This is a genomic window from Pseudomonas sp. PvP027 (genome assembly GCF_017833005.1).
Classification (GTDB): Bacteria; Pseudomonadota; Gammaproteobacteria; order Pseudomonadales; family Pseudomonadaceae; genus Aquipseudomonas; species Aquipseudomonas congelans.
This window is the reverse complement of sequence record NZ_JAFIBK010000001.1, coordinates 5525228-5546824: the sequence shown is the minus strand read 5'-3', so window position 1 is coordinate 5546824 and position 21597 is coordinate 5525228. Positions and strand designations below refer to the sequence as shown.

The following is a 21597-nucleotide window of genomic DNA, read 5'->3' as shown; positions in this document are numbered from 1 at the left end:
CATGCAGTATTCGGGCAACGGCAAAATGCTGGACGCCTCCTGCAGTGCCTGCCTAGACTTGGCCATCCGCTACCGGCCGTCGTGGCCAGCCGGGTCTGATGCCAAGGAACAGCAATGAATCGAAATGAACTGCGCAAGGCCGACATCAACCTGATGGTGGTCTTCGAAACATTGATGCAGGAGCGTAACGTCACCCGCGCAGCGGAAAAACTGTTTCTCGGCCAGCCCACGATAAGCGCCGCCCTGAATCGCCTGCGCAGTCTGCTCAACGATCCGCTGTTCATCCGCGTCGGCCATCGCATGGAACCCACCGCTCGCGCCCACGAGATCCTCAAGCACCTGACGCCCGCGCTGGACGCCATGTCCACGGCGCTCAGCCTGACCACCGACTTCGACCCGTCGGTCAGCAAAATGACTTTTCGCATAGGCCTGACCGACGACGTCGAATTCGGCCTGCTGCCGGCAATGCTCAAGGCTATCCGCGAGGAGGCGCCCGGCGTGGTGATTGTGGTCAAGCACGTCGGCTACCTGAATATTTCCGAGGTACTGATGTCCGGCGACATTACCGTCGGCGTCTGCCTGACCCGTGAATTGCCGGCCAACGCCAAGCGCAAGACCCTGCGTAATGTGCAGCCGAGGCTGGTGCGCGCCGACAAACCTGTCAGCCCCATGAGCCTGGACGAATACTGCTCGCGCCCGCACGTGGTGGTGTCGCACGTCGCGAGTGTCAGCAGTTTCGCCGATGAGTGGCTGACCGCGCTGGGGCGCAAGCGTCAGGTAGTGTTGTCGGTGCCGCAGTTCGCCACCCTGCCCGCATTGATGGCCGGCACCGACATGATTTCGGGGCTGTCCGACTACGCGGCAAAGGCCATGAGTGCATTGGGTTTGCTGTATGACGAGCCACTGCCCTTCCCCACGCCGGGGCTGGACCTGTCGATGACGTGGCTGAGTGTGATGGACAGCGACCCTGCCGAGCGTTGGCTGCGCAGCAGGATCGAGGCATTCATGGGCGAGCGCCAGGAAGCGCCCGCCCTGGCCGGATGATCAGCCGAAACGACCGGTGATGTAATCTTCGGTCTGGGTCTTGGAGGGCTTGGTGAAGATGGTGTCGGTGTCGCCGTGCTCGATCAGTTCACCCATGAACATGAAGGCCGTGTAGTCGGAGCAACGCGCCGCTTGCTGCATGTTGTGGGTCACGATGATCACGGTGAACTGCTCTTTAAGCTCGGTGATCAGCTGTTCGATACGTCCTGTGGAAATCGGGTCGAGAGCCGAAGTCGGCTCGTCGAGCAGCAATACCTGAGGACGCAACGCGATGGTACGGGCGATGCACAGACGCTGCTGCTGACCACCGGACAGACCGGTCGCACTCTGCTTGAGCTTGTCCTTGACCTCATCCCACAACGCTGCACCGCGCAGCGCCTGCTCGACGCGATCTTCCATTTCACGACGCGAGAGTTTTTCGTGGTGCTTGATGGCGTAGGAAATGTTGTCGTAGATCGACATCGGGAACGGCACAGGCTTCTGAAACACCATGCCCACATGACTGCGCAGGCGGTTCATCGAATAGCCTGGCGCCAGGATGTTCTCGCCATTGAGCAGCACTTCGCCGCGCGCTTCCTGCTTCGGGTACATCGCGTAGATGCGGTTGAAGACGCGCAGCAGGGTCGATTTACCGCAACCCGACGGGCCGATGATCGCAGTGATGCGCTTCTCGGGGATGGTCATGTCGATGGACTTCAACGACTTCTGGTTGTTGTAGAAAAACTCCAGACCGCGTACTTGGATCTTGGTTTTTTCGTTGGCCAGGGAAAGGTTGTTCATCAGGACGCCCTATTGCGCAGAAGAATTAAGCGAGACAGCAGACTCAGTATCAGTACGAACAAGGTCATGACCAGTGCACCGGCCCATGCCAGGGAGTGCCAATCATCGAACGGGCTCATGGCGTACTGGAAAACCACCACCGGAACACTGGCGATTGGTTTGAGCAGATCGCTGCTCCAGAACTGATTGCCGAAAGCGGTGAACAGCAGCGGCGCGGTTTCGCCGGTGATGCGTGCCAATGCGAGCAACACGCCGGTTACCACACCAGCCTTGGCTGCGCGAAGGACGATTTGCAGGGTCAGCTTCCATTGCGGCACACCCAGCGCCAGCGCAGCTTCACGCATGGTCGAGGGTTGCAGTTGCATCATTTCGTCCGTGGTACGCACCACCACCGGGATCACCAGCAATGCCAGAGCCAGCGCACCGGCAATCGCCGAAAAGCCCACCTGATGGCCTGTCACCGCGTTGAGGGGCAGTACCACGACGGTGTAAACGAACAGACCGAGCACGATCGAAGGTGCCGACAGCAGGATGTCGTTGATGAAGCGAACCGTGTTGCCCAGTTTGGTATAGCGAGCAAACTCGGCCAGCCAGATGCCCGCCATCAGACCGATCGGCGTGCCGATCAGCAGGCCGATGCCGGACATCAGCACGCTGCCGTAGAACGCGTTGGCCAGGCCACCCTCGGTACCGGGCGGCGGCGTCATGCCGGTGAACAGCTGCAGGTTGAGCGCGTCGATACCCTTGATGATGGTGGTCAGCAGAATCCACACCAGCCACAGCAGGCCAAAGGCAGTGGCACCACAGCTGAGCACCATCGCAATCTTGTTCTTGATGCTGCGAACCCGATACAGGTGCTCGCTGCCGGTCACATCCTTACTCATAACCCCTCCTTACGCGAAAGGCGCGACAGCATCATGCGTGCAAGGGCCAGCACGATGAAGGTGACGACGAACAACAGGAAGCCAAGGGCGATCAGTGCGGAACGGTGCAAGTCGGTGTAAGCCTCGTTGAACTCGTTGGCGATCACCGAGGCAATCGAGCTGCTTGGCATCATCAGCGACGCAGAGAATTGGTGAGCGTTGCCCAGAACGAAGGTCACCGCCATGGTTTCGCCGAGTGCGCGCCCCAGCCCCAGGAACACACCACCGACCACGGCCGAACGGGTGTAAGGCAGCACGATGTCCCAGACCACTTCCCAAGTGGTGCCGCCCAGTGCGTAGGCCGACTCCTTGAGAGCCACGGGCACGGTACGGAAGACTTCCTGCATCACCGAGGTAATGAATGGCGTGATCATGATCGCCAGCACGATACCGGCGGTCAGCATGCCGATACCCAGCGGCGGCCCCTGAAACATCGGACCGATCAGCGGCAGCGCGCCAAGGTTTTCGGTGATCCACGGCGACAGGTGTTCAGCCATGAACGGGCCGAAGACAAACAGCCCCCACATGCCGTAGATGATCGAAGGGATACCGGCCAACAGCTCGATGGCCGAGGCGATCGGCATGCGCAACCAGGGCGGCGCTACTTCGGTCAGAAAGATTGCAATGCCGAAACTCACCGGTACGGCGATCAGCAAAGCCAGAAAAGAGGTAACCAGGGTGCCATAGATCGGAACCAGAGCACCGAACTTGCCGGCGTTCACGTCCCACTCGGTGCTGGTCAGAAAGCCAAACCCGAAAGTCTGGAATGCCAGACTGCCGCCCCACAGGGTCGACAAGGCAATACAACCCAGCAAAGCAAGCACCAGCATCGCTGCAGCCTGCAATGAACGCTTGAACCAAAGGTCATGACGATGATCCCGCTTGGCGCGCTTCTCGCCCTCGGACTCACCAGCGGAGACGTTAGCGGACAGGTATTGGGTGTTTTCAGTCATGTTGAGGCCACTCGCAAGGAAAAGCCCCTGTCACCGAGCCGATATCGCGGCTGATGACAGGGGTGGTACGGGTTGAATCACTTACTTGGTGAATTCCGTTTTCCAGTAGCTTTCCACGCGATCAACCAGCGATTTCGGCAATGCTACGTATTCCAGTTTCTCGGCCTGCTTCTGGCCGTTTTCCAGGGACCATTTGAAGAAGTCGAAAGCAGCCGTGCTTTTCTCTTCGTTCTTGGCTTTCTTGTACATGATGATCCAGGTGGTCGCGGTGATCGGCCATGCAGTTTCACCCGGCGCGTTGGTCATGATCAGGTTGAAGTCTTTGGCGCTTGCCCAGTCGGCAGTGTCAGCGGCAGCAGCAAATGCCTTGGCATCAGGCTTGATGAATTTGCCGGCAGCGTTTTTCAGCTGGGTGTAGGACAGTTTGTTGGTCGTTGCGTAGGAGTACTCGACGTAGCCGATCGAGCCCTTGATCTGCTTCACGTAGGCCGAAACACCTTCGTTACCCTTGCCGCCCACACCTGCTGGCCACTGCACGGTCGAACCGAACTTCAGCTTCTCGTTCCACTCCGGGCTGACTTTGCTCAGGTAGTTGGTGAAGTTGTAAGTGGTACCCGAACCGTCCGAACGGTGAACGACGGTGATCGCCACATCTTTCAGGTGATCTTTCAAGTCAGGGTTCAGCGCGACGATTGCAGGGTCGTTCCACTTCTTGATGTCGCCCATGAAGATCTTGGCGATGGTTGGACCGTCCAGCTTCAGTGCGCCGCTTTCAACGCCTTCGACGTTGACGATCGGCACGATACCGCCAATCACGCTCGGGAACTGACCCAGGCCGCCGGCCTGCAGATCTTCTGCGGACATCGGGGCGTCGGATGCACCGAAGTCAACGGTCGCCGCCTTGATCTGGGCAATACCACCACCCGAACCGATGGACTGATAGTTGATACGGTTATCCTTGCTCTTGCTGTAGTCCTGGGACCACGCCGAAATAACCGGGTAGACGAAACTCGAACCAGCGCCTGTTACATCAGTCGCGTGAGCCACACCGCTAAGGCACAGCGATGCGATCAGAAGCGACAAGCGTTTTTTAGTCAGCAGAATCACGGTAATACCTCAGTCCAGGAGATTGTGTGGTGGTCCACTTAAGGAGGCCCGAGGCGGATTTAAAACCTCAAATGTTGCTGTTTAATGACAATCCAGCGAATCGTGTCGGGAGAGGAACTTTTTTGTAAGTGATTTCCTACGTCACTGACAATGAAAAACCCTTTAAAACCCAATGTTTACGGGGCATTCGCGTCGCGCCAGACCAAATAGCGTTCTGCCACCACTCATCAGATAGCGGAATGCCAGCCACGTTATAAAAATGTAAGAAAGTGTGATTTTAAGAATCGTTGTAAATGACCGAGCGGTCACGTTATAGCTAAATCAACTTAAAAATTCGCGGCCGACGGTGCTCAGGGGTGCATGAATGACCGAAAAGCGCGCGCGATCGCCCTCAACGTGGATAGCAACGGCGTAAGCCTTGATGCATCGAAGATATCTACCGTTCGTCGGGTTCGACGGCACCTATGGCCACTGGCCAATGACCAACGTGAGTACTTTAAAACAACGGAGTAAGCACCATGATCAAAACCAAACTGACTGCCCTGACTCTTGCTGGCCTGATGGCTGTAGCTTCAGGCGCTGCCTTTGCCGAATCGACCACTACCCCTGAAACCCCGATCAACAAGAATGCGACCAAGCTGCCGGGCACCAACACCCAGCCGACGGACCGCACCTCGTCCGAGACCCCAGGCGCGCAGGATGAAAGCAAGGAAGCGGCAGCAGAACGCTCGATGAAGCACGACAAGACTACACACGGCACACACGACAAGAGCACCACTACTGAAAAGACCAAGACTCAGTAATCAGGCGTCTTACGTGGGCAGGGCCAAGCCCTGCCCGCGGGTCCACCCTTTTCGCGGCACCGTTTCAGTCACTGTACTTACGGAGTTTGCATCATGATCAGGAATAGATTGGGGGCAATAAGCCTCGCGGCATTTTTGGTGCTGTCCGGCACCAGCGCGTTTGCCGGTTCGACCGGCCCGACCAACCCGGTCAGCGACAGCCCAAAAGTGCCCGGCACTGGAAACGAAAAGAATGTCGACGGCACCAGCCCCGGCGCGCCAGGCACAAGCCCCGGCACCAAAGGCATGGACCCGTTGCCTGGAAAGAACGGCAGTGCGGATGACAAATCTCATGATTCGAAACAGCCCCACGATGCAGACCACAAGGACAGTCAGGACGGGCACAAGGCTCCTTGATGATCTGACAGGTCGCTACTGACGCAGACACTGTCGTCAGTCGCCCACTGCACGTAACACACCTCCACCGGCATGCCATGCTCGGCGCAGAAGTCCAGCCAGCGCAGTTGGTTGTCCTGGAGGCGGTCACCCGGCCCCTTGACCTCGATCATTCGATAACGACGCTGTTCCGGAAAGAACTGGATCAGGTCAGGCATTCCGGTCCGGTTGGCTTTTATATCCTGCAATAGTCGACGAAACCAGCGAAGCAAGTGTTCGGCCGGCAGGCAATAGAGTGCCTGCTCCAGTAGCTCCGGCGTCAGCGCACCCCAGAATACAAACGGTGATTGCAGGCCGTACTTGCTTTCAAAATGCTCGCGAATGGTCGCCAGGTATTCAGCAGACTCCAGTTGCATCAGACAGGCATCGAACAACGATGCTCTGCGCTGGTAGAAGTCAGGGCTGTAAAGGTCACTCGGCGCACTGTGGAACGGGTGAAAGAATGCGCCCGGCAATGGAGCGAAAATGGCCCGCCAGCACAGCAGCCCGAACAGTGAATTGATCAGCGCATTCTCGACGTAATGCACCTCCCCGCCCTGCTGGTCTTCAAGGTGCAGGCGTATCAGACGCTCGACACTCATCCCCGACACCGGCGTGACCTGTACGTCCAGCCGCGCAATGGCCCGCACAGTACGCTTGCGCGCGGCCGTCAGGCCGAGCTTGCGTTGCAGTCGTGGCATGACGCGTGAAAGATGCTGGACCTCTGCATCACTTTCCGGTGCAAGACGGGCCTGTTCCGCCAGCGTCAGCGCCGCTGCGTATTCGGCGTTACGCTCCAGCACGCGGATTTGCCTTGAACGCGCACCGGGGTAACTGGACTGACGATACACCGCCATCGCCAGAGGCCAGTCCTGTACGCGCTCGGCCTGTTGCCCGATACGAAACAGCAGTTTGCCGCGACGCATGAGCAACCACGGATTGCCGCACTCGATGGCAATGACACGCTCGGCCAGCGTGTGCAGTTCCAGGCAGGCTTCCAGTGCTTCCCGGCAGGCATGCAGTTGCAGGCACACGTCGATGTCGGCACGCTCGTTGATGCCGCGCGACTCCAGCGAGAATTCGACTTTTTCGTAGCGGTAGATACCCAGGTCGGCCAGCACGAATTCAGACCATTCCTGGTACAGATTGCCGAAGTACAACAAACGCAGGCGGTCACACAGCGGCATGATCTTCAAGCCGAACACGGCGTCGGACAACGTCGGGTGCCACTGTTCCAGGGGCTGTGGCGCAGGGTACATCGGCTGCAGGCGCTCGAACCAATCCTGCTTGCGCTCGGGCCCCTTGACTGCGTGGTCTTTGAAGCAATGGCTCAACTCATCCCGACGCAGCAACTGGAACAGCTCGCTCAAGCCCAATGGCGGAGCGGTATCGACCCACTCCCGCGCCAGCAGCGGCAACACGGCGTCATGAGGGTCGCCAATCTCGACATAACCGAGTTTGCTGGCCCGGAACAACACACCCTTGCGCATCACCATGCGCACCAGCAAACCCTGGGCGGGCACCGGCAGCTCGGCAAACTCGCTGATGAAATGGCGCTCGGTTGCATCGAGCAGGTCATCGTAGCGCCGGGCAATCCAGTCAAGGACCTGACGGAAGTTTTCCAGGTAATAAAACGGATTGTCGAGGGGCGAAATATTCAAGGCCAGCGTTCACATGACAAATGAGCAGACCGACCAAGGATACTGGTTATCCGTACAGATTCCAGCGTAAACGCCTGCTGATCGTGTTTCTGCCGATCAATGGCATGTATCGCCGGCACGCGGTCAGCCTTAGAATCGGCGGGATAATATCTGCACCCGAGAGACGAATATGCACGCGCCACTGGTTTATCTCGCAGGCTTCGACGTGTTCAGGACCGACGCCGTGGAACATGGACGCTATCTCAAGGCATTGTGCGCGGCACACGGGCTTGAGGGTTTGTACCCGTTTGACAATGAGGTCACACACGGACGGACAGCGCATGAAACCGCGCAGCAGATTTACTCGATGAATGTCGCGATGATCCACCGCTGCTCTGCCATGCTGGTCAACCTGAACGTGTTCCGCGGCCTGGAACCGGATTCGGGCACGGCATTCGAAGTCGGTATGGCAGTCGCACTGAACAAGCCGGTGTGGGCGTACTTTGAACCGGTGGCATCGCTACGCGAGCTGGTTCCCCACGATGAAAACGGTCTCGACACCAACGGTTTTATGGTTGAAGACTTCGACTTGCCGCGCAACCTGATGCTCGCCTGCAGTTGGGCGGGTACCAGCTCGACCGTGGAGCTGGGTGCAGAAGCGCTGGCAAAGTACCTGAGTGGCTTTCAGGTCCTGCCGGCGAGCGGCTGAACGCACACCGTCACGCCCAACCCAGAAAGTCCCCGCCGTTGTCGCGCAGCATCTGCAACATGCCTTCTGCCGCGGGCGACAGGTAACCGCCCTTGCGCAGCGTGACACCGATGGTGCGTTTATGGGTGGTCTGCTCGAGCGGCACCTCACGCAGGTGCTGCATGGTCTTGCCGAACTCCAGCGACTCGCGGGCAATGAAGCTCAACAGGTTGCTGCGGGAAATCAGCCCCGGCAACAGGGAGATCGAGTTTGCTTCGATTTGCACCGTCGGCAGTGGCAGGCCATGAGCGGCGAAGGTCGCGTCCAGCCATTTGCGTGACGAAACGCTGACGGGCGGCAGTACCCAGCGATACGCGCACAGGTCACTCATTTTCAACGATGGCTTGAAGATCGGATGATTCTTGCTGGCCACCACCACAGCCTCGTCCTGCAGTATGGCGAAGCTGGTGACGTCTTCACTGTCGGGCGCCAGCGCGCAAATGATCATGTCCAGCTGACCGGAGCGCAACGATTCGCGCAGCAAGTCATCCTGGCCGATCACCAGCTTCAAGGTGACGTCAGGAGTACGCTGCAACAAGGCCGAAGTCAGTTTCGGCATCAGGTACTCCGCCATCGTCGCGGCGCAGCCGACCCGAATATTGCCCACCATGCCACTGGCGAAATCCCGGATCTCGCGCTGGGTCTGGGCGATGCTTTGCTGCAACTCCTTGCCGCGCGCCTGTAGCAGCTCGCCCACGGGCGTCAGTTTGATGCGTCGGCCGTCACGTTGAAACAGTCGCGTTCCGAATGATTCTTCGAGGCGCTGAATGCTTTTGGTCAGCGCTGGCTGGCTGCGATTGAGCTTCTCTGCAGCTCGTCCAAGGTGACCGAGCTCGGCAATGGTTTCGAAATAAGTGAGATCACGCAGGTCCATATCTATCAACCAAAGTTATCAATTCATGATTATTAGAAAATAGACTTGATGGGTTGCGAAGTCGATACTGTTTGCATGTGATTTACCCCTCTCAAGGAGAACGTCCTTGTCAAACGCTTCACGCTTTTCGCTTTCCTCTCTTTCCCCGCTGACTCAATGGGCGGGTCTGATCCTGATGGCCGGCATTGCCGGTCAACTGCTCAAACTGTTCGATATGCCTGCTGCGATGTTCCTCGGCCCCATGCTGGTCGCTATCGGCTTTGGCGTTTCAGGTGCTAGCATTCGCATGCCAAAGCGGGCATTCCAACTTGGTCAGGGCACGGTTGGCGTGCTGATCGCGCATGCCATGTCGGTCAGCGTGCTGCTCACCGCCCTTCATTCATGGCACGTCATGCTGCTGGCGACGATCCTCACGGTTGTGCTGAGCGCGGCGGTTGGGCTGGTGCTGGTGCGCTTTGCCGGTATCCCGAGCAACACCGCAGCCTGGGGCACGTCGCCGGGCGCGGCCTCGGCAATGGTCGCGATGTCCGAGGATTACGGTGCCGACTCGCGCATCGTCGCCACCATGCAATATGTGCGTGTGGTCTGCGTGGTCACCATCGGCGCGCTGGTCAGCCATTTCATCGGCGCACCGGATTCCGGTGCGACCCTGCACAGCACTACAGCGGCATTGCCCGCCCTGAACCTTGTCGATCTTGCGCTGAGCCTGGCAGTCATTGCCGCAGGCGTGACACTCGGCTCGCGTCTCCCGGCAGGTGCCCTGCTGGTGCCGCTGATGCTGGGCGGTGCGCTGCAACTGAGTGGCGTGATGCAGATCACCGTTCCGACCTGGTTGCTGCCCATCGCGTACGGTGCGATAGGCTGCTACGTCGGGCTGCGCTTCGATCGGCCGACGGTGCAGTACGTCTGGCGTCGGCTGCCGATGATGATTCTGGCCTCATTGCTGTTGATCGTGCTCTGCGCAGTGTCGGCCTGGCTGATTGCCGTGATGCTGGGCAAGGATTACCTCTCGGTGTACCTGGCAACCAGCCCGGGCGGCCTCGACACCATGGCCATCATTGCCATCGATACGCATGCCGACGTCGGTTTCGTACTGGCCATGCAGACCCTGCGCCTGTTCGGCGTGATCCTGACCGGCAGCTTCCTGGCCCGTCAGATTATCCGCCTGACCGACAAACGCATCCCTGCGCTTTGAGTTGCCGATATCAGGCTGACCGACGCTAGCCGTTCACTCCAGCCCCGCCAGGGCGCTGGCCAGGCTTGGCGCCAGGGGCAACACCGGCAGTAGCGTGGCCTGATAAGCGTGATAAAGGTCCGGCTTGCCGGGCCATATGTCTGCGCTGGGCTCGTTGCGCTGGTTCAGCTCATGGCGCCAGCTGCCATGCTCGTGATCGATGAACAGGGTCTCGTTGAACTCCCAGAAACAGCGATACCAGTCCTCATACTGCTGCTCGCCGGTACGTTGCAGCAATGCGGCAGCAGCAGCGGCCGCCTCGCAGTGAGTCCAGTGCAGGCGATGACGGACCACCGGCTGGTTCTGCCAGTCGAGGGTGTAGACAATACCCGGGGCACCGTCGACATCCCAGCCGTACTGGCAGGCATTGGCAAACAGTTGGCGGGCGTCGTTCAGCAACCATTCGGGGTTGGCGCGTCCGGCCTGACGGCGCGCAGCCTCCAGATGCAACACCAGCCGCGCCCATTCGAAGGCATGTCCCGGCGTGGTGCCGAAGGGCCGGAAGCCGTCTGCCGGGTTTTCCCGGTTGTAATCGGGCAGCGGCTGCCAGTCCTGGGTGAAGTGCTCGATGACCTGAAAGTTGTTGGCACCGGCATGCTCGTGGATCACGCGTTCGACGATGCTCAGCGCCCGGTCTAGCCACTGCGCGTCGCCGGTCACATCGGCGAGCGCGAGAAAGGCTTCGGTGCTGTGCATGTTGCTGTTGGCACCGCGATACGACTCCTCGTTGCTCCAGTCGCGCGCGAACGACTCACGCATGGCACCTTCCTGCTCGCTCCAGAAATGAGTCTGGATAATCTGGATGGCGTCCGACAGCAGCGCCTGCGCGCCAGGCCGCCCCGCCACCACGGCGGAACTGGCCGCCAGTGCAACGAACGCGTGCAGATAAGCCTGTTTGTCAGTCTTGCCGCGGTCTTCGAGCGCAGCGCTGAACCAGCCGCCGTGTTCGGCATCGTGCAACGGCCCGCGCAATGCGGCGACACCATGATCGACCAGCGCAGCACAACCGGGAATGCCCTGCGCATGGGCCATGGCAAAGCAGTGGGTCATGCGCGCCGTGTTCATGGTTTCTGCGGTGGCCCCGACCATCAGGCGACCGTAGTCATCAAGACTGCCAAAGCCGTTGTCCAGTCTGGAGGCCTTGGCGAAGGTCAACAGACGATTGCCTTCCAGTGCCAGCCACTGGTGATGGGCTGGCGAGCGCAGCCAACTGCTGAAGGTTTGATTGTTGTTATTCATGAAGCGATGCCGCCCCCTTCGATAAGGTTGTGCACAGACTGTACCGGAGGTCATTTCGACCGAGGGCATAATGCGCGTCCGGTCGATCGTCGGCAAGCAGGCACAACCTGTCTCAATGCAGGGGTTTACACCTTGAAGCGTGAGACCACCTGATTCAGATCGGCCGCCAGGCGCGACAATTCATGGCTAGACGCACTGATCTGGTTGGCGCCCTGAGTCGACTGCATGGACAGATCGCGAATGTTGACGATGTTGCGGTCGACTTCACGCGACACTTGCGCCTGCTCTTCCGCCGCGCTGGCAATCACCAGATTGCGCTCAGAGATCTGGTTGATCGACGAGGTGATTTCGCTCAAGGACTCGCCCGCGCCCTTGGCCAGTGCCAACGTCGAGTCGGCCCGATCGCGGCTGGTGTTCATCGAGTCAAGCGCCTGCGCCGAACCACTGCGCATGGCACTGACCATCGAATCGATTTCCAGGGTCGACTGCTGGGTGCGATGCGCCAATGCCCGGACTTCGTCCGCCACCACCGCGAAACCACGGCCCGACTCGCCTGCACGTGCCGCTTCGATGGCTGCGTTGAGTGCCAGCAGGTTGGTCTGCTCGGCAATCGAGCGGATCACGTCCAGCACTTTGCCGATGTCCTGCGACTGATTGGCAAGGTTTTGCACCAGCGTCGAGGTGGCCTGTACGTTGTCGGTCAATGTCTGGATCGACTGCACCGTCTCGATCACCCGAGTCTGGCCCGCCAGCGCCGAAGTGCTGGACTGGTTGGAGGCGTCCGAAGTAGAAACGGCGTTACGCGCGACTTCTTCTACTGCCGAGGTCATTTCGTTGATTGCCGTGGCGGCCTGATCGATCTCCGCATTCTGTTGGTTCAAGCCACGGTAGCTGTCTTCGGTGACCGAGTTGAGTTCAGTGGCGGCCGACGCCAATTGAGTGGCCGAGCTACCGATGTGGCGCATGGCTTCGCGCAGATTGACCTGCATCATCGCCAGGGCACGCAACAGTCGGGTGACTTCGTCTTCACCATCGACTTCGATGCTATGGGTCAGGTCGCCGTTGGCAACCTGCTCGGCAGCGGTTACCGCACGCTGCAGCGGGCCGACGATGCTGCGGGTCAGCCAGAGTGCCAGGCCGATGGTGCACAGCGCGGCAATCACCACGAAGATAATCACGATGTCGCGCGACTTGTCGTACTGGGCCTCGGCCGACTTGCCTTCCGCATCGACCTTGGTGACATAAAAGTCCGCCAGGTCACCGAGTTGCTTGCCGGAGCCGTCGACGATCTGCTTCATGTCGACCAGCAGCAGTTTGTTCAGCCCGACGCTATCGCCCTGGCCAGCCAGTACAAAGGAGCGGTCCAGCGCACTGCGGTATTGGCCCATGGTCACCATGAACTGGTCGGTCAGCGACTTCTCTTCCGGGGTGTCGACAAAGGTCTTGAGGACCGCCAGCTTCTTGTCCAGATCACCCAGACGTACGTCCAGCTGGCCGCGGTAGGTCGGAATGCTCGCAGGATCGGTATCCAGCGCCATGCGCAAGGAAATGGTGCGAATGCGCAGCATGATTTCGCGGATATCGTTGACCACTCGCATGCTGGGCAGCCAATTGGTCTCCACCGCCACTTCACTCTGGCGAATGGTCGACATCTGCGCCAGCGCAAACCACCCCAGCAAAGCCACCAACAGGGAAATGAGGGTAAAACCCAGACCGGCGCGACGAGCGATAGAGAGTTTGCGTAGATTCATGACCAGGGCTCTTTATATTTTTTGGAGGGCAGTGTCCGACGCGAAGTTGTCAGACAACCGACAGCGTATCGCCCTGATCAGGCAATTCTTTAGGACAGCCAGCGATGATTCATAGAGTTAATGAAAAATAACGGTTGTTGCCAGGCTGCTGTCGTTGCTCACAGCGCAGTCATCAACCGCCCGAAGCCATCTGCCAGAGCCGCGCCACGTCGCGCGCACGCTCGTGCAACAGGCGGGGCGTATCGCGGCAGGCCTGCTCAAGGCTCATCGGTCCGCTGACCAAAGCAAAGGCTGCGCCGATGCCGTGCGCATACAGCTGCTCGTAGCCTTCGCCCAGGGTTCCAGCCAGCACAACCACCGGCACTTGCCGACGCTGGGCGACTCGTGCAACGCCAAGCGGCGTCTTGCCGCGCAGGGTTTGCGCGTCGAAACGGCCTTCACCGGTGATGACCAGATCGGCACCGATCAGCGCCTGCTCCAGCCCGGTCAGCTCGGCCACCACCTCCACGCCGGCACGAAACGAAGCCTTCATATAGGCCTTGGCGGCAAAGCCCATGCCCCCCGCTGCTCCGCTGCCAGGGCTGTTGCGCAAATCCTGGCCGAGCGCCTGCGCGGTATGCTCGGCAAAACAGCCAAGTGCGGCGTCCAGCGCCATGACCTGATCCGGCGATGCGCCTTTTTGCGGGCCGAAGATAGCTGAGGCGCCATTCGGCCCGCAGAGTGGATTATCGACGTCGGCGGCGATCTCGACGCGCACGTCAGACAAGCGTGGATCGAAACCGCTCAGATCGATACGCGCCAGGTCGGCAAGCGCAAGCCCACCCGGCGCCAGCGGCTGATCGTTGGCGTCCAGAAAGCGCGCGCCCAAGGCTGAAAGCATGCCGCTGCCGCCGTCATTGGTTGCGCTGCCGCCGATGGCCAGGATCACCCGACGGGCTCCTGCATCCAGTGCCGCCGAGATCAACTGGCCGGTGCCCTCAGTACTGGTCACACAGGCGTCGCGCTGTGCCAGAGTCAGTAGCTGCAAACCGCTGGCCATGGCCATTTCGATGATTGCGGTCCTGCTCTCCGCCAGCCAGCCCCAATGGGCGTTGACCGGGGCGCCAAGCGGGCCGCTGACGCTGGCGCTCATCAGTTCGCCATTGCAAGCAGCCAGCAGCGCCTCGATGGTGCCCTCCCCGCCGTCTGCCATCGGGCATTTGATCAGCTCGGCGTGCGGCCAGACCTCGGCCAGACCGCTGGCGATCGCGTCGGCAACTGCCTGGGCGCTGAGGCTGTCCTTGAACGAGTCGGGGGCGATGACTATTTTCATTGTTGTTCTCCAGATCCGGTACTCGCATGCTCTCATTCAACACCGGGGTTTCCGCCTGCCGATCGCACAATGATCTGCCGTCGTTATGGGGCGTTTGAACAAAACCCGGCTTTAGTTGTGGCGAGTGATCATCTGCGCGCCCACGTACAACCGCAGCAGGTCATCGGTCTTGTAGGGATCGCAGCCCGTCAGCTCGCCAACCTTCTCCAGCCGGTAGCGCAGGCTGTTGCGATGGATACCCAGTGCATCGGCGCAGGCCTGACTTTCGCCGCTGTACTCGAACCATTTGCATAAGGTGTCGAACAGTTGCGCATGCGTGTGCAGACGCTCCATCGGCTCGGTGACGTTTTCGGCCAGCCAGTCATGACGATAACGCCAGAACAGCACCGGCAACCGATAGGCTTCAAGCCGCAGCAGGCGCGGCGCCGGCCTTGCCTGACTGGCGTAGTCGAGCAGATCCCGCGCTGCCGCACAGGCCTGACGCAGGGTGGGCAGGTCCGCCGATTGCGCCACGGTGGCCATACGCAGCACTGGCCAATGCTGCTCATCGAACTGCTTGAGCAGCAGCGCATCGTCACGCTCCTTGCCCGTCGCGCGGCACCAGTACAGCAAGGTGGGCTCACGCAGCACGCACCAGCTGTCGGCGTAGCGTGTGCCAAGCCATTTGGCAGCCTGGCTGCCAGCCAGCCCCTCATCACCAAACTGAAGTAATACCACCTGACGCGCCATGTGCGGCTGCAAACCCAGTTGTCGCGCTTCATCCACCAGGCTGTCGGGACAATCCGGCAACAGCAGGCGCGCCAGCAGGTCTTCACTGCGCTGCGCCCGCCACTGAAGGTCAGCCTGCTGACGGCGCTGTTCCATGAGCATCTCGGCAGTCATCTTCACCAGCTCGCCATACACCCGGACCTCGTCCGGCTCGCCGGTGATGCCGAGCACGCCCACCAGTTGATGGTCGAGCATCAGCGGCAGATTGACACCCGGCCTGACACCGCCGAGCTGCAACGCTGCCAGAGAATCGATTTCCACCACCTGCCGGTTGGCCAGCACCTGCTGCGCGCCCTCATGACGGGTACATAATCGCTCGGCATCACCGCTGCCGATGATGATGCCCAGGTAGTCCATGACATTGACGTTGTACGGCAGGATGGTCATGGCCCGGTCGACGATGTCCTGGGCCAGCGCTCGATCAAGGGCGAACATGGACGACTCCAGACACGTGGCGAGGCTTGCAATGGTCGGGCATATGGATACATTTTGTTGAAGTTATAGAACGCCCGAGTGTGCCTGAAAGTAGTCACGGGCGCGACGTACATGGCAGAGTGCCCGCGTCGACCTTTTGAACCCTCGAATATGCGTGTACAGGCCCCCTTGTGATCAAATTCCGACTCGCCAGCCTGCTGTCGCTGCTGACCCTGCAAGCCTGCACGTCAATGGCGGAAAGCGAAGAGCCGAAACAGCGCTTTGAAGACTACCGTCAGCAGACCCTTGAGCTGATCCGCAACCAGCGTAACTTCCAGACCGCCGACCACCAGGCCGAGCTGGGCTGGAACGCGCCGCGCCAGTGGACCCCGAGCGGTACGCCCAAAGGCGGCGTGCTGCTGGTGCACGGCCTGGGTGATTCGGCGTGGTCGTTTCACGACGTGGCACAGATGCTCGCCGCGCAGGGCTATCTGGTCCGAACTGTGTTGTTGCCGGGGCATGGCACCAAACCAGAAGACATGCTCGACGTGCGCCTCGAACAGTGGCAGCAGGTGGTGCGCGAACAGGCGCAACTGCTCGGTCGCGAAGTGCCAAATGTCTATCTGGGCGGCTTTTCGACCGGTGCCAATCTGGTACTCGATTACGCCTATGGTCATGACGAAATCGCCGGGCTGCTCCTGTTTTCGCCGGCATTTCGCTCCAACAGCGGCTATGCCTGGCTGACGCCGTGGATCGGCTGGGCGCGACCCTGGCTTGCCGCGCCGAACGAAGGCCTGCGCCCAATGCAGACGCCGGTTCGCTACATGAACATGCCCACCAATGGTTTTGCCCAGTTCTATCGCAGCAGCGCGCTGGCCCAGGACCGCCTGCATCAGCGTCGCTATGACAAGCCGGTGTTCATCGCCATCGCCGAGCATGACTCGGTCCTTGATACTGATTATGTGCTGGATAATTTCAGCCAGCGCTTCAGCAGCCCCGCCAGTCGCCTGATCTGGTACGGCGACCTGCCCGCCCGGGCTGCCGATACGCCGCGCGTCGAGGTGCGCAAGGACTACCTGCCGGAATACCGCATCAGCCGCTTTTCACACATGGGCCTGCTTTTTTCAGCGGACAATCCACTTTACGGCGTATCCGGCAGCCAGCGTATCTGCTGGAACGGCCAGAGCAAGGCGGACACTGCCAAATGCATGGCAGGCGAGCCGGTGTGGTATTCGGACTGGGGCTACACCGAGCCGGGCAAGATCCACGCGCGACTGACCTTCAACCCGTATTTCGAGTGGCAGAGCCAAGTGCTGCTCGGCGTGCTGAACGCAACACCGTAGTACGCAACCGCGGACCTTGTATCGTCGAGACCGGGAAGCGAGGCATCTGCGGGAGCGAACCTGTTCGCGAATACTTCGTTTTGAACGCCAGATCTTCTGCGGCTGTACGGGCCCTTTCGCGAACAAGTTCGCTCCTACGTTTGTGCCGTAGGCTTGAGAATAAGGGCTTCTGTAGGAGCGAACTTGTTCGCGAAGGCGTTGTTTCAGACGCCACGATTTTTGCGGATCCACGACCTGTTTCGCAAACACACTTGCGCCTACTCCAGCGGAACCAGCCGCTCACGGCTGTTGCTCAGGTGCGTCCACATCGCCGCGCGCGCTGCATCCGGGTCCTTGCGGCGAATGGCACTGAGCAATGCCTCGTGTTCCAGGTTGGCCAGATAGCCCTGATGCGCGAGGTTGTTGCCTGCCCGCTCGCTCGATGCAATGCGGCTGCGCGGGATGATCGCACTGCCCAGGTGTTGCATGATCTCCAGAAAATACGGGTTGCCGGTGGCTTCGGCGATCAGCATGTGGAAGCGTTTGTCAGCCTCGACGCAGCTGTCGTCGTTGGCCAGCAGGTCCTGATAATCATCCAGCGCCTGACGCATGGCCGCCAGTTGCTCGTCGGTACGGCGCACAGCTGCCAGCGCCACGGCCTGGGTTTCCAGGCCGATACGCAGTTCGATGATATCGCGCACCCTGGAAACGGTCTCGACCTTGAGGCGCAGCCCGGTCTGGTCACTGCGCTCGAGCACGAATGTGCCGATGCCGTGATGGGTCACCACCAGCCCGGACGCCTGCAACTTGGAAATCGCTTCACGTACCACGGTGCGGCTGACGCCATGTTCGCGGACGATCTGGTTCTCGGACGGCAGCTTCTGACCAGGCGCGATCTTGCCAAGCAGAATGCGCTGGCTCAGTTCGGTCACCAGATCGGTGGCCAGACTGTGCTGACGGCGTTTTGGCGCGGTGCTGGCAGGCTCTTGCATACTGAATGAATCCTGACTTGTCTGTTTACGCTGCCTTATGACGGCCATGGACGCGCAAATAAGGAGCTGGGTACGTTCGAATGCCGGGTCTGAAAGCCCTGCACAGTTGTCTTACTTGTATTACAACTCATTCCAGACTGTCAAAGCTCCCGTTTCAATCCACCCTACCTCCCATCAGCCATCGCGTTGCTGTCAACGGCCATACTCAGCTGATGCACACAATGGAAAACCCCAGCATTTACTGGGTATAAATTTTAAATTATTACCGTCATACAGACCCAATACGCCTGCACAGGGGCAGATTACAAGGCGCTAAAAATCTTGCAGATCGTCACCGTCGGGGGATTGCACAACCACTTTTTACTTGTATGATGACCGACAATGCGAAGGACACACTTCGCACATACCCGCATAAAAACAACGAGTGGGAGATTCAACTGTGAGCACATCCAACTCCGGGATGGCCGACGGCACAGGTTCGGTTCTGAATTCAGCCGTATCGAAGGTCAAACGTCACGTCCTGCCGCTTTTCGTCATCATGTTCATCGTCAATTACATCGACCGGGTCAACATCGGCTTCGTGCGTTCGCACATGGAGCATGACCTGGGTATCGGCGCTGCAGCCTATGGCCTGGGTGCCGGCCTGTTCTTCATCGGCTATGCCCTCTTCGAAGTCCCTTCCAACATCCTCCTGCAGAAAGTCGGCGCGCGTATCTGGCTGACGCGAATCATGCTGACCTGGGGCATCGTTGCGGCCTGCATGGCCTTCATTCAGAACGAAACCCACTTCTATATCCTGCGCTTTCTGCTCGGCGTGGCCGAAGCCGGTTTCTTTCCGGGTGTGATCTACTACTTCACCCGCTGGCTGCCCGGTGTCGAGCGTGGCAAGGCGATTGCCATCTTCCTCAGCGGCTCGGCCATTGCCTCGCTGATCTCGGGCCCGTTGTCCGGCCTGTTGCTGCAAATCACCGGTTTCGGCCTGAAAGGCTGGCAGTGGATGTACTTCATCGAAGGCATGTTCTCGGTCGGCCTGTGCTTCTTCGTCTGGTTCTGGCTGGACTCCAAACCGCACGATGCCAAGTGGCTGACCCGCGAGGAACAGGATGCACTGGTCAACGCCATCGATGCCGAACAGGCTGCGCGTGAAGCCGCGACGCCAGTCAAAGCCTCCATCGGCAAACTGCTCAAGGACGGTCAGATCATTCTGTTCTGCCTGATCTACTTCTTCATCCAACTGACGATTTATGCAGCGACGTTCTGGCTGCCGAGCATCATCCGCAAAATGGGCGACCTGACTGACTTCGAAGTCGGCATGTTCAACTCCATTCCGTGGCTGCTGTCGATCATCGGCATGTACGCGTTCGCCACGCTGTCCGCCAAGTGGAAACGCCAGCAAGCCTGGGTAGCCATTGCGTTGCTGATTGCCGCTGCCGGGATGTTCATGTCGACCACTGGCAGCCCTATTTTCGCCTTCGTTGCCATCTGCTTCGCAGCACTGGGCTTCAAATCGGCTTCTTCGTTGTTCTGGCCGATCCCGCAGGCTTATCTGGACGCGCGGATCGCCGCTGCGGTCATCGCACTGATCAATTCGGTGGGCAACCTCGGCGGCTTCGTGGCACCCACCACATTCGGCCTGCTGGAAGAACACACCGGCTCGATCCAGGGCGGACTGTACGGTCTGACAGCCACCTCGATCATCGCCGCGATCATTGTTTTCGCCGCGCGCAATACCCCCAAGCCCGGTGCGACGCCGGTCGCCGCCATTCAGACGCCGGCGACCCACTGATGCACGTGCGCAGCCGCTTTTCATCGGTCATATTTTCAAGGCCTTACGTTTAAAGGACCCGTCATGAACATTCAGCAATCCAACATCACCAGCAAGGCCCCCGTCATTACCGAAATGCAGGTAGTGCCCGTGGCTGGCCATGACGACATGCTGCTCAACCTGAGCGGTGCACATGGCCCCTACTTCACCCGCAACGTGGTCATTCTCAAGGACAACGCCGGGCATGTCGGCGTGGGCGAAGTGCCTGGCGGCGAGCTGATTCGCCAGACGCTGGAAGACGCGCGATCGCTGGTAGTCGGCAGCAGCATCGGCACTTATCAGAAGATCCTCAACGAGGCACGCAAGGCGTTTGCCGATCGGGACTCCGGTGGCCGTGGCTTGCAGACGTTCGACCTGCGCATTGCCATTCATGCGGTCACCGCGCTGGAAGCGGCGCTCCTCGACCTGCTCGGCCAGCATCTGGAGGTACCGGTTGCGGCACTGCTGGGCGAAGGTCAGCAACGCGATCAGGTCGAGATGCTGGGTTACCTGTTTTATGTCGGCGACCAGCGCAAGACCGATCTGGCGTACCGCAGCGAACCCGAGGCCGATAATGACTGGTTCCGTATCCGTCACGAAGAAGCACTGACCCCGGAGGCCGTGGTGCGCCTGGCCGAAGCCGCGCATCAGCGTTACGGTTTTCAGGACTTCAAGCTCAAGGGCGGCGTGTTGAGCGGCGACCAGGAAATCGAAGCGGTGACTGCGCTCGCCGAACGCTTTCCCGATGCGCGCATTACGCTGGACCCGAACGGTGCCTGGTCGCTCAAGGAAGCGATCCGCCTGTGCCGCGATCAGCATCACGTGCTGGCCTACGCCGAAGACCCGTGCGGCGCGGAAAACGGTTATTCCGGTCGTGAAGTGATGGCCGAATTCCGCCGCGCTACCGGCCTCAGGACGGCCACCAACATGATCGCCACCGACTGGCGGGAAATGGGTCACGCCATTCAGCTGCAGTCAGTGGACATTCCACTGGCCGACCCGCACTTCTGGACCATGCAGGGCTCGGTACGGGTAGCGCAGATGTGCAACGAGTGGGGCCTGACCTGGGGCTCGCACTCCAACAACCATTTCGATATTTCCCTGGCGATGTTCACCCACGTAGCGGCTGCAGCGCCGGGCAATATCACCGCCATCGATACGCACTGGATCTGGCAGGACGGTCAGCGTCTGACCAAGGCACCGCTGCAAATCGTCGGTGGCAAGGTCGAGGTCCCGAAGAAACCGGGGCTCGGTGTCGAGCTGGACATGGACCAGTTGGCCAAGGCTCATGAACTGTACAAAGGCATGGGCCTGGGCGCTCGGAATGACGCGGTGGCCATGCAGTTTCTGATCCCGGACTGGAAATTCAACAACAAGCAGCCTTGTCTGGTGCGTTGAATCGGTCCGAAATTCGCAGTTGACTCGCCGCCTGTTCATTCTCCGGCTGGCACACGGCGCGCAACCCCCTTGCGCGC

The 21597-nt window shown here is 59.9% G+C and carries 19 protein-coding genes; 8 read left to right on the top strand and 11 right to left on the bottom strand.

Features of this window, described 5'->3' with window-relative positions:
* The first annotated feature begins 114 nt into the window (after nucleotides 1–114).
* Nucleotides 115–1044, top strand: coding sequence for a LysR family transcriptional regulator (locus JOE33_RS24215; RefSeq protein ID WP_187626220.1), 930 nt, complete (start codon nucleotides 115–117; stop codon nucleotides 1042–1044).
* Here JOE33_RS24215 and pstB read toward each other — a convergent pair whose 3' ends face one another.
* The 4 genes from pstB to pstS all read right to left on the bottom strand — a co-directional run bounded on the left by pstB (nucleotide 1045) and on the right by pstS (nucleotide 4807).
* Nucleotides 1045–1824 (bottom strand): phosphate ABC transporter ATP-binding protein PstB, encoded by a 780-nt coding sequence (pstB, locus tag JOE33_RS24210; protein ID WP_002553918.1) that lies wholly within the window; start codon nucleotides 1822–1824, stop codon nucleotides 1045–1047.
* Nucleotides 1824–2708, bottom strand: coding sequence for a phosphate ABC transporter permease PstA (gene pstA / locus JOE33_RS24205; RefSeq protein WP_003407464.1), 885 nt, complete (start codon nucleotides 2706–2708; stop codon nucleotides 1824–1826). Before pstA ends, pstB begins: the two co-directional genes overlap by 1 nt.
* A complete protein-coding gene (gene pstC, locus JOE33_RS24200) occupies nucleotides 2705–3700 on the bottom strand; it encodes a phosphate ABC transporter permease subunit PstC (protein WP_054993814.1) in 996 nt (331 codons plus the stop codon). The genes pstA and pstC overlap by 4 nt, the downstream gene beginning before the upstream one ends.
* 81 nt (nucleotides 3701–3781) lie before the next feature.
* Nucleotides 3782–4807 carry a phosphate ABC transporter substrate-binding protein PstS gene (gene pstS, locus JOE33_RS24195; RefSeq protein ID WP_010431906.1) on the bottom strand — a complete coding sequence of 342 codons (1026 nt, stop codon included), beginning with the start codon at nucleotides 4805–4807 and terminating at the stop codon, nucleotides 3782–3784.
* Nucleotides 4808–5325: 518 nt separating this feature from the next.
* On the opposite strand from pstS, the gene JOE33_RS24190 reads away from it, so the two are divergent.
* Both JOE33_RS24190 and JOE33_RS24185 read left to right on the top strand, forming a co-directional pair.
* Entirely contained in the window at nucleotides 5326–5610 is a 285-nt protein-coding gene (locus JOE33_RS24190; protein WP_032612582.1) for a hypothetical protein, read from the top strand.
* 93 nt (nucleotides 5611–5703) lie between these two features.
* Nucleotides 5704–6006 carry a hypothetical protein gene (locus JOE33_RS24185; protein ID WP_187626199.1) on the top strand — a complete coding sequence of 101 codons (303 nt, stop codon included), beginning with the start codon at nucleotides 5704–5706 and terminating at the stop codon, nucleotides 6004–6006.
* Here JOE33_RS24185 and JOE33_RS24180 read toward each other — a convergent pair.
* Complete coding sequence (locus JOE33_RS24180) at nucleotides 5982–7685, bottom strand: VRR-NUC domain-containing protein (RefSeq protein WP_187626200.1); 1704 nt, start codon at nucleotides 7683–7685, stop codon at nucleotides 5982–5984. The genes JOE33_RS24185 and JOE33_RS24180 overlap by 25 nt on opposite strands.
* A gap of 169 nt (nucleotides 7686–7854) precedes the next feature.
* Between JOE33_RS24180 and JOE33_RS24175 the strand changes: the two genes are divergently transcribed.
* Nucleotides 7855–8373, top strand: a complete 519-nt coding sequence (locus tag JOE33_RS24175) for a nucleoside 2-deoxyribosyltransferase (RefSeq protein ID WP_032612578.1) — start codon at nucleotides 7855–7857, stop codon at nucleotides 8371–8373.
* A 10-nt stretch (nucleotides 8374–8383) separates the two neighbouring features.
* Here JOE33_RS24175 and JOE33_RS24170 read toward each other — a convergent pair whose 3' ends face one another.
* Entirely contained in the window at nucleotides 8384–9286 is a 903-nt protein-coding gene (locus JOE33_RS24170; protein WP_032612576.1) for a LysR family transcriptional regulator, read from the bottom strand.
* A gap of 106 nt (nucleotides 9287–9392) precedes the next feature.
* Here JOE33_RS24170 and JOE33_RS24165 point away from each other — a divergent pair, with 106 nt between their 5' ends.
* Entirely contained in the window at nucleotides 9393–10481 is a 1089-nt protein-coding gene (locus tag JOE33_RS24165) for an AbrB family transcriptional regulator (RefSeq protein ID WP_187626201.1), read from the top strand.
* A 33-nt stretch (nucleotides 10482–10514) separates the two neighbouring features.
* On the opposite strand, the gene JOE33_RS24160 is transcribed toward JOE33_RS24165, so the two are convergent.
* The 4 genes from JOE33_RS24160 to JOE33_RS24145 form a co-directional block, all read right to left on the bottom strand.
* Nucleotides 10515–11759, bottom strand: coding sequence for an AGE family epimerase/isomerase (locus tag JOE33_RS24160; RefSeq protein WP_122694294.1), 1245 nt, complete (start codon nucleotides 11757–11759; stop codon nucleotides 10515–10517).
* Nucleotides 11760–11884: 125 nt separating this feature from the next.
* The gene (locus tag JOE33_RS24155; protein WP_122529569.1) at nucleotides 11885–13510 is read right to left on the bottom strand and encodes a methyl-accepting chemotaxis protein; all 1626 of its coding nucleotides are present in this window, start codon (nucleotides 13508–13510) and stop codon (nucleotides 11885–11887) included.
* A gap of 172 nt (nucleotides 13511–13682) precedes the next feature.
* Nucleotides 13683–14822, bottom strand: a complete 1140-nt coding sequence (locus JOE33_RS24150; RefSeq protein ID WP_187626202.1) for a glycerate kinase — start codon at nucleotides 14820–14822, stop codon at nucleotides 13683–13685.
* A 111-nt stretch (nucleotides 14823–14933) separates the two neighbouring features.
* Nucleotides 14934–16025, bottom strand: coding sequence for a sugar diacid recognition domain-containing protein (locus JOE33_RS24145; protein ID WP_187626203.1), 1092 nt, complete (start codon nucleotides 16023–16025; stop codon nucleotides 14934–14936).
* Between the two features lie 230 nt (nucleotides 16026–16255).
* On the opposite strand from JOE33_RS24145, the gene JOE33_RS24140 reads away from it, so the two are divergent.
* Nucleotides 16256–17347, top strand: coding sequence for an alpha/beta fold hydrolase (locus JOE33_RS24140; RefSeq protein ID WP_187626205.1), 1092 nt, complete (start codon nucleotides 16256–16258; stop codon nucleotides 17345–17347).
* A 257-nt stretch (nucleotides 17348–17604) separates the two neighbouring features.
* On the opposite strand, the gene JOE33_RS24135 is transcribed toward JOE33_RS24140, so the two are convergent.
* Complete coding sequence (locus JOE33_RS24135) at nucleotides 17605–18318, bottom strand: FadR/GntR family transcriptional regulator (RefSeq protein ID WP_032612564.1); 714 nt, start codon at nucleotides 18316–18318, stop codon at nucleotides 17605–17607.
* Between the two features lie 460 nt (nucleotides 18319–18778).
* Between JOE33_RS24135 and JOE33_RS24130 the strand changes: the two genes are divergently transcribed.
* Together JOE33_RS24130 and gudD are read left to right on the top strand one after the other, a co-directional pair.
* Nucleotides 18779–20104 carry an MFS transporter gene (locus JOE33_RS24130; RefSeq protein WP_032612562.1) on the top strand — a complete coding sequence of 442 codons (1326 nt, stop codon included), beginning with the start codon at nucleotides 18779–18781 and terminating at the stop codon, nucleotides 20102–20104.
* Between the two features lie 63 nt (nucleotides 20105–20167).
* Complete coding sequence (gudD, locus tag JOE33_RS24125) at nucleotides 20168–21520, top strand: glucarate dehydratase (protein WP_010426894.1); 1353 nt, start codon at nucleotides 20168–20170, stop codon at nucleotides 21518–21520.
* Nucleotides 21521–21597: the final 77 nt, after the last annotated feature.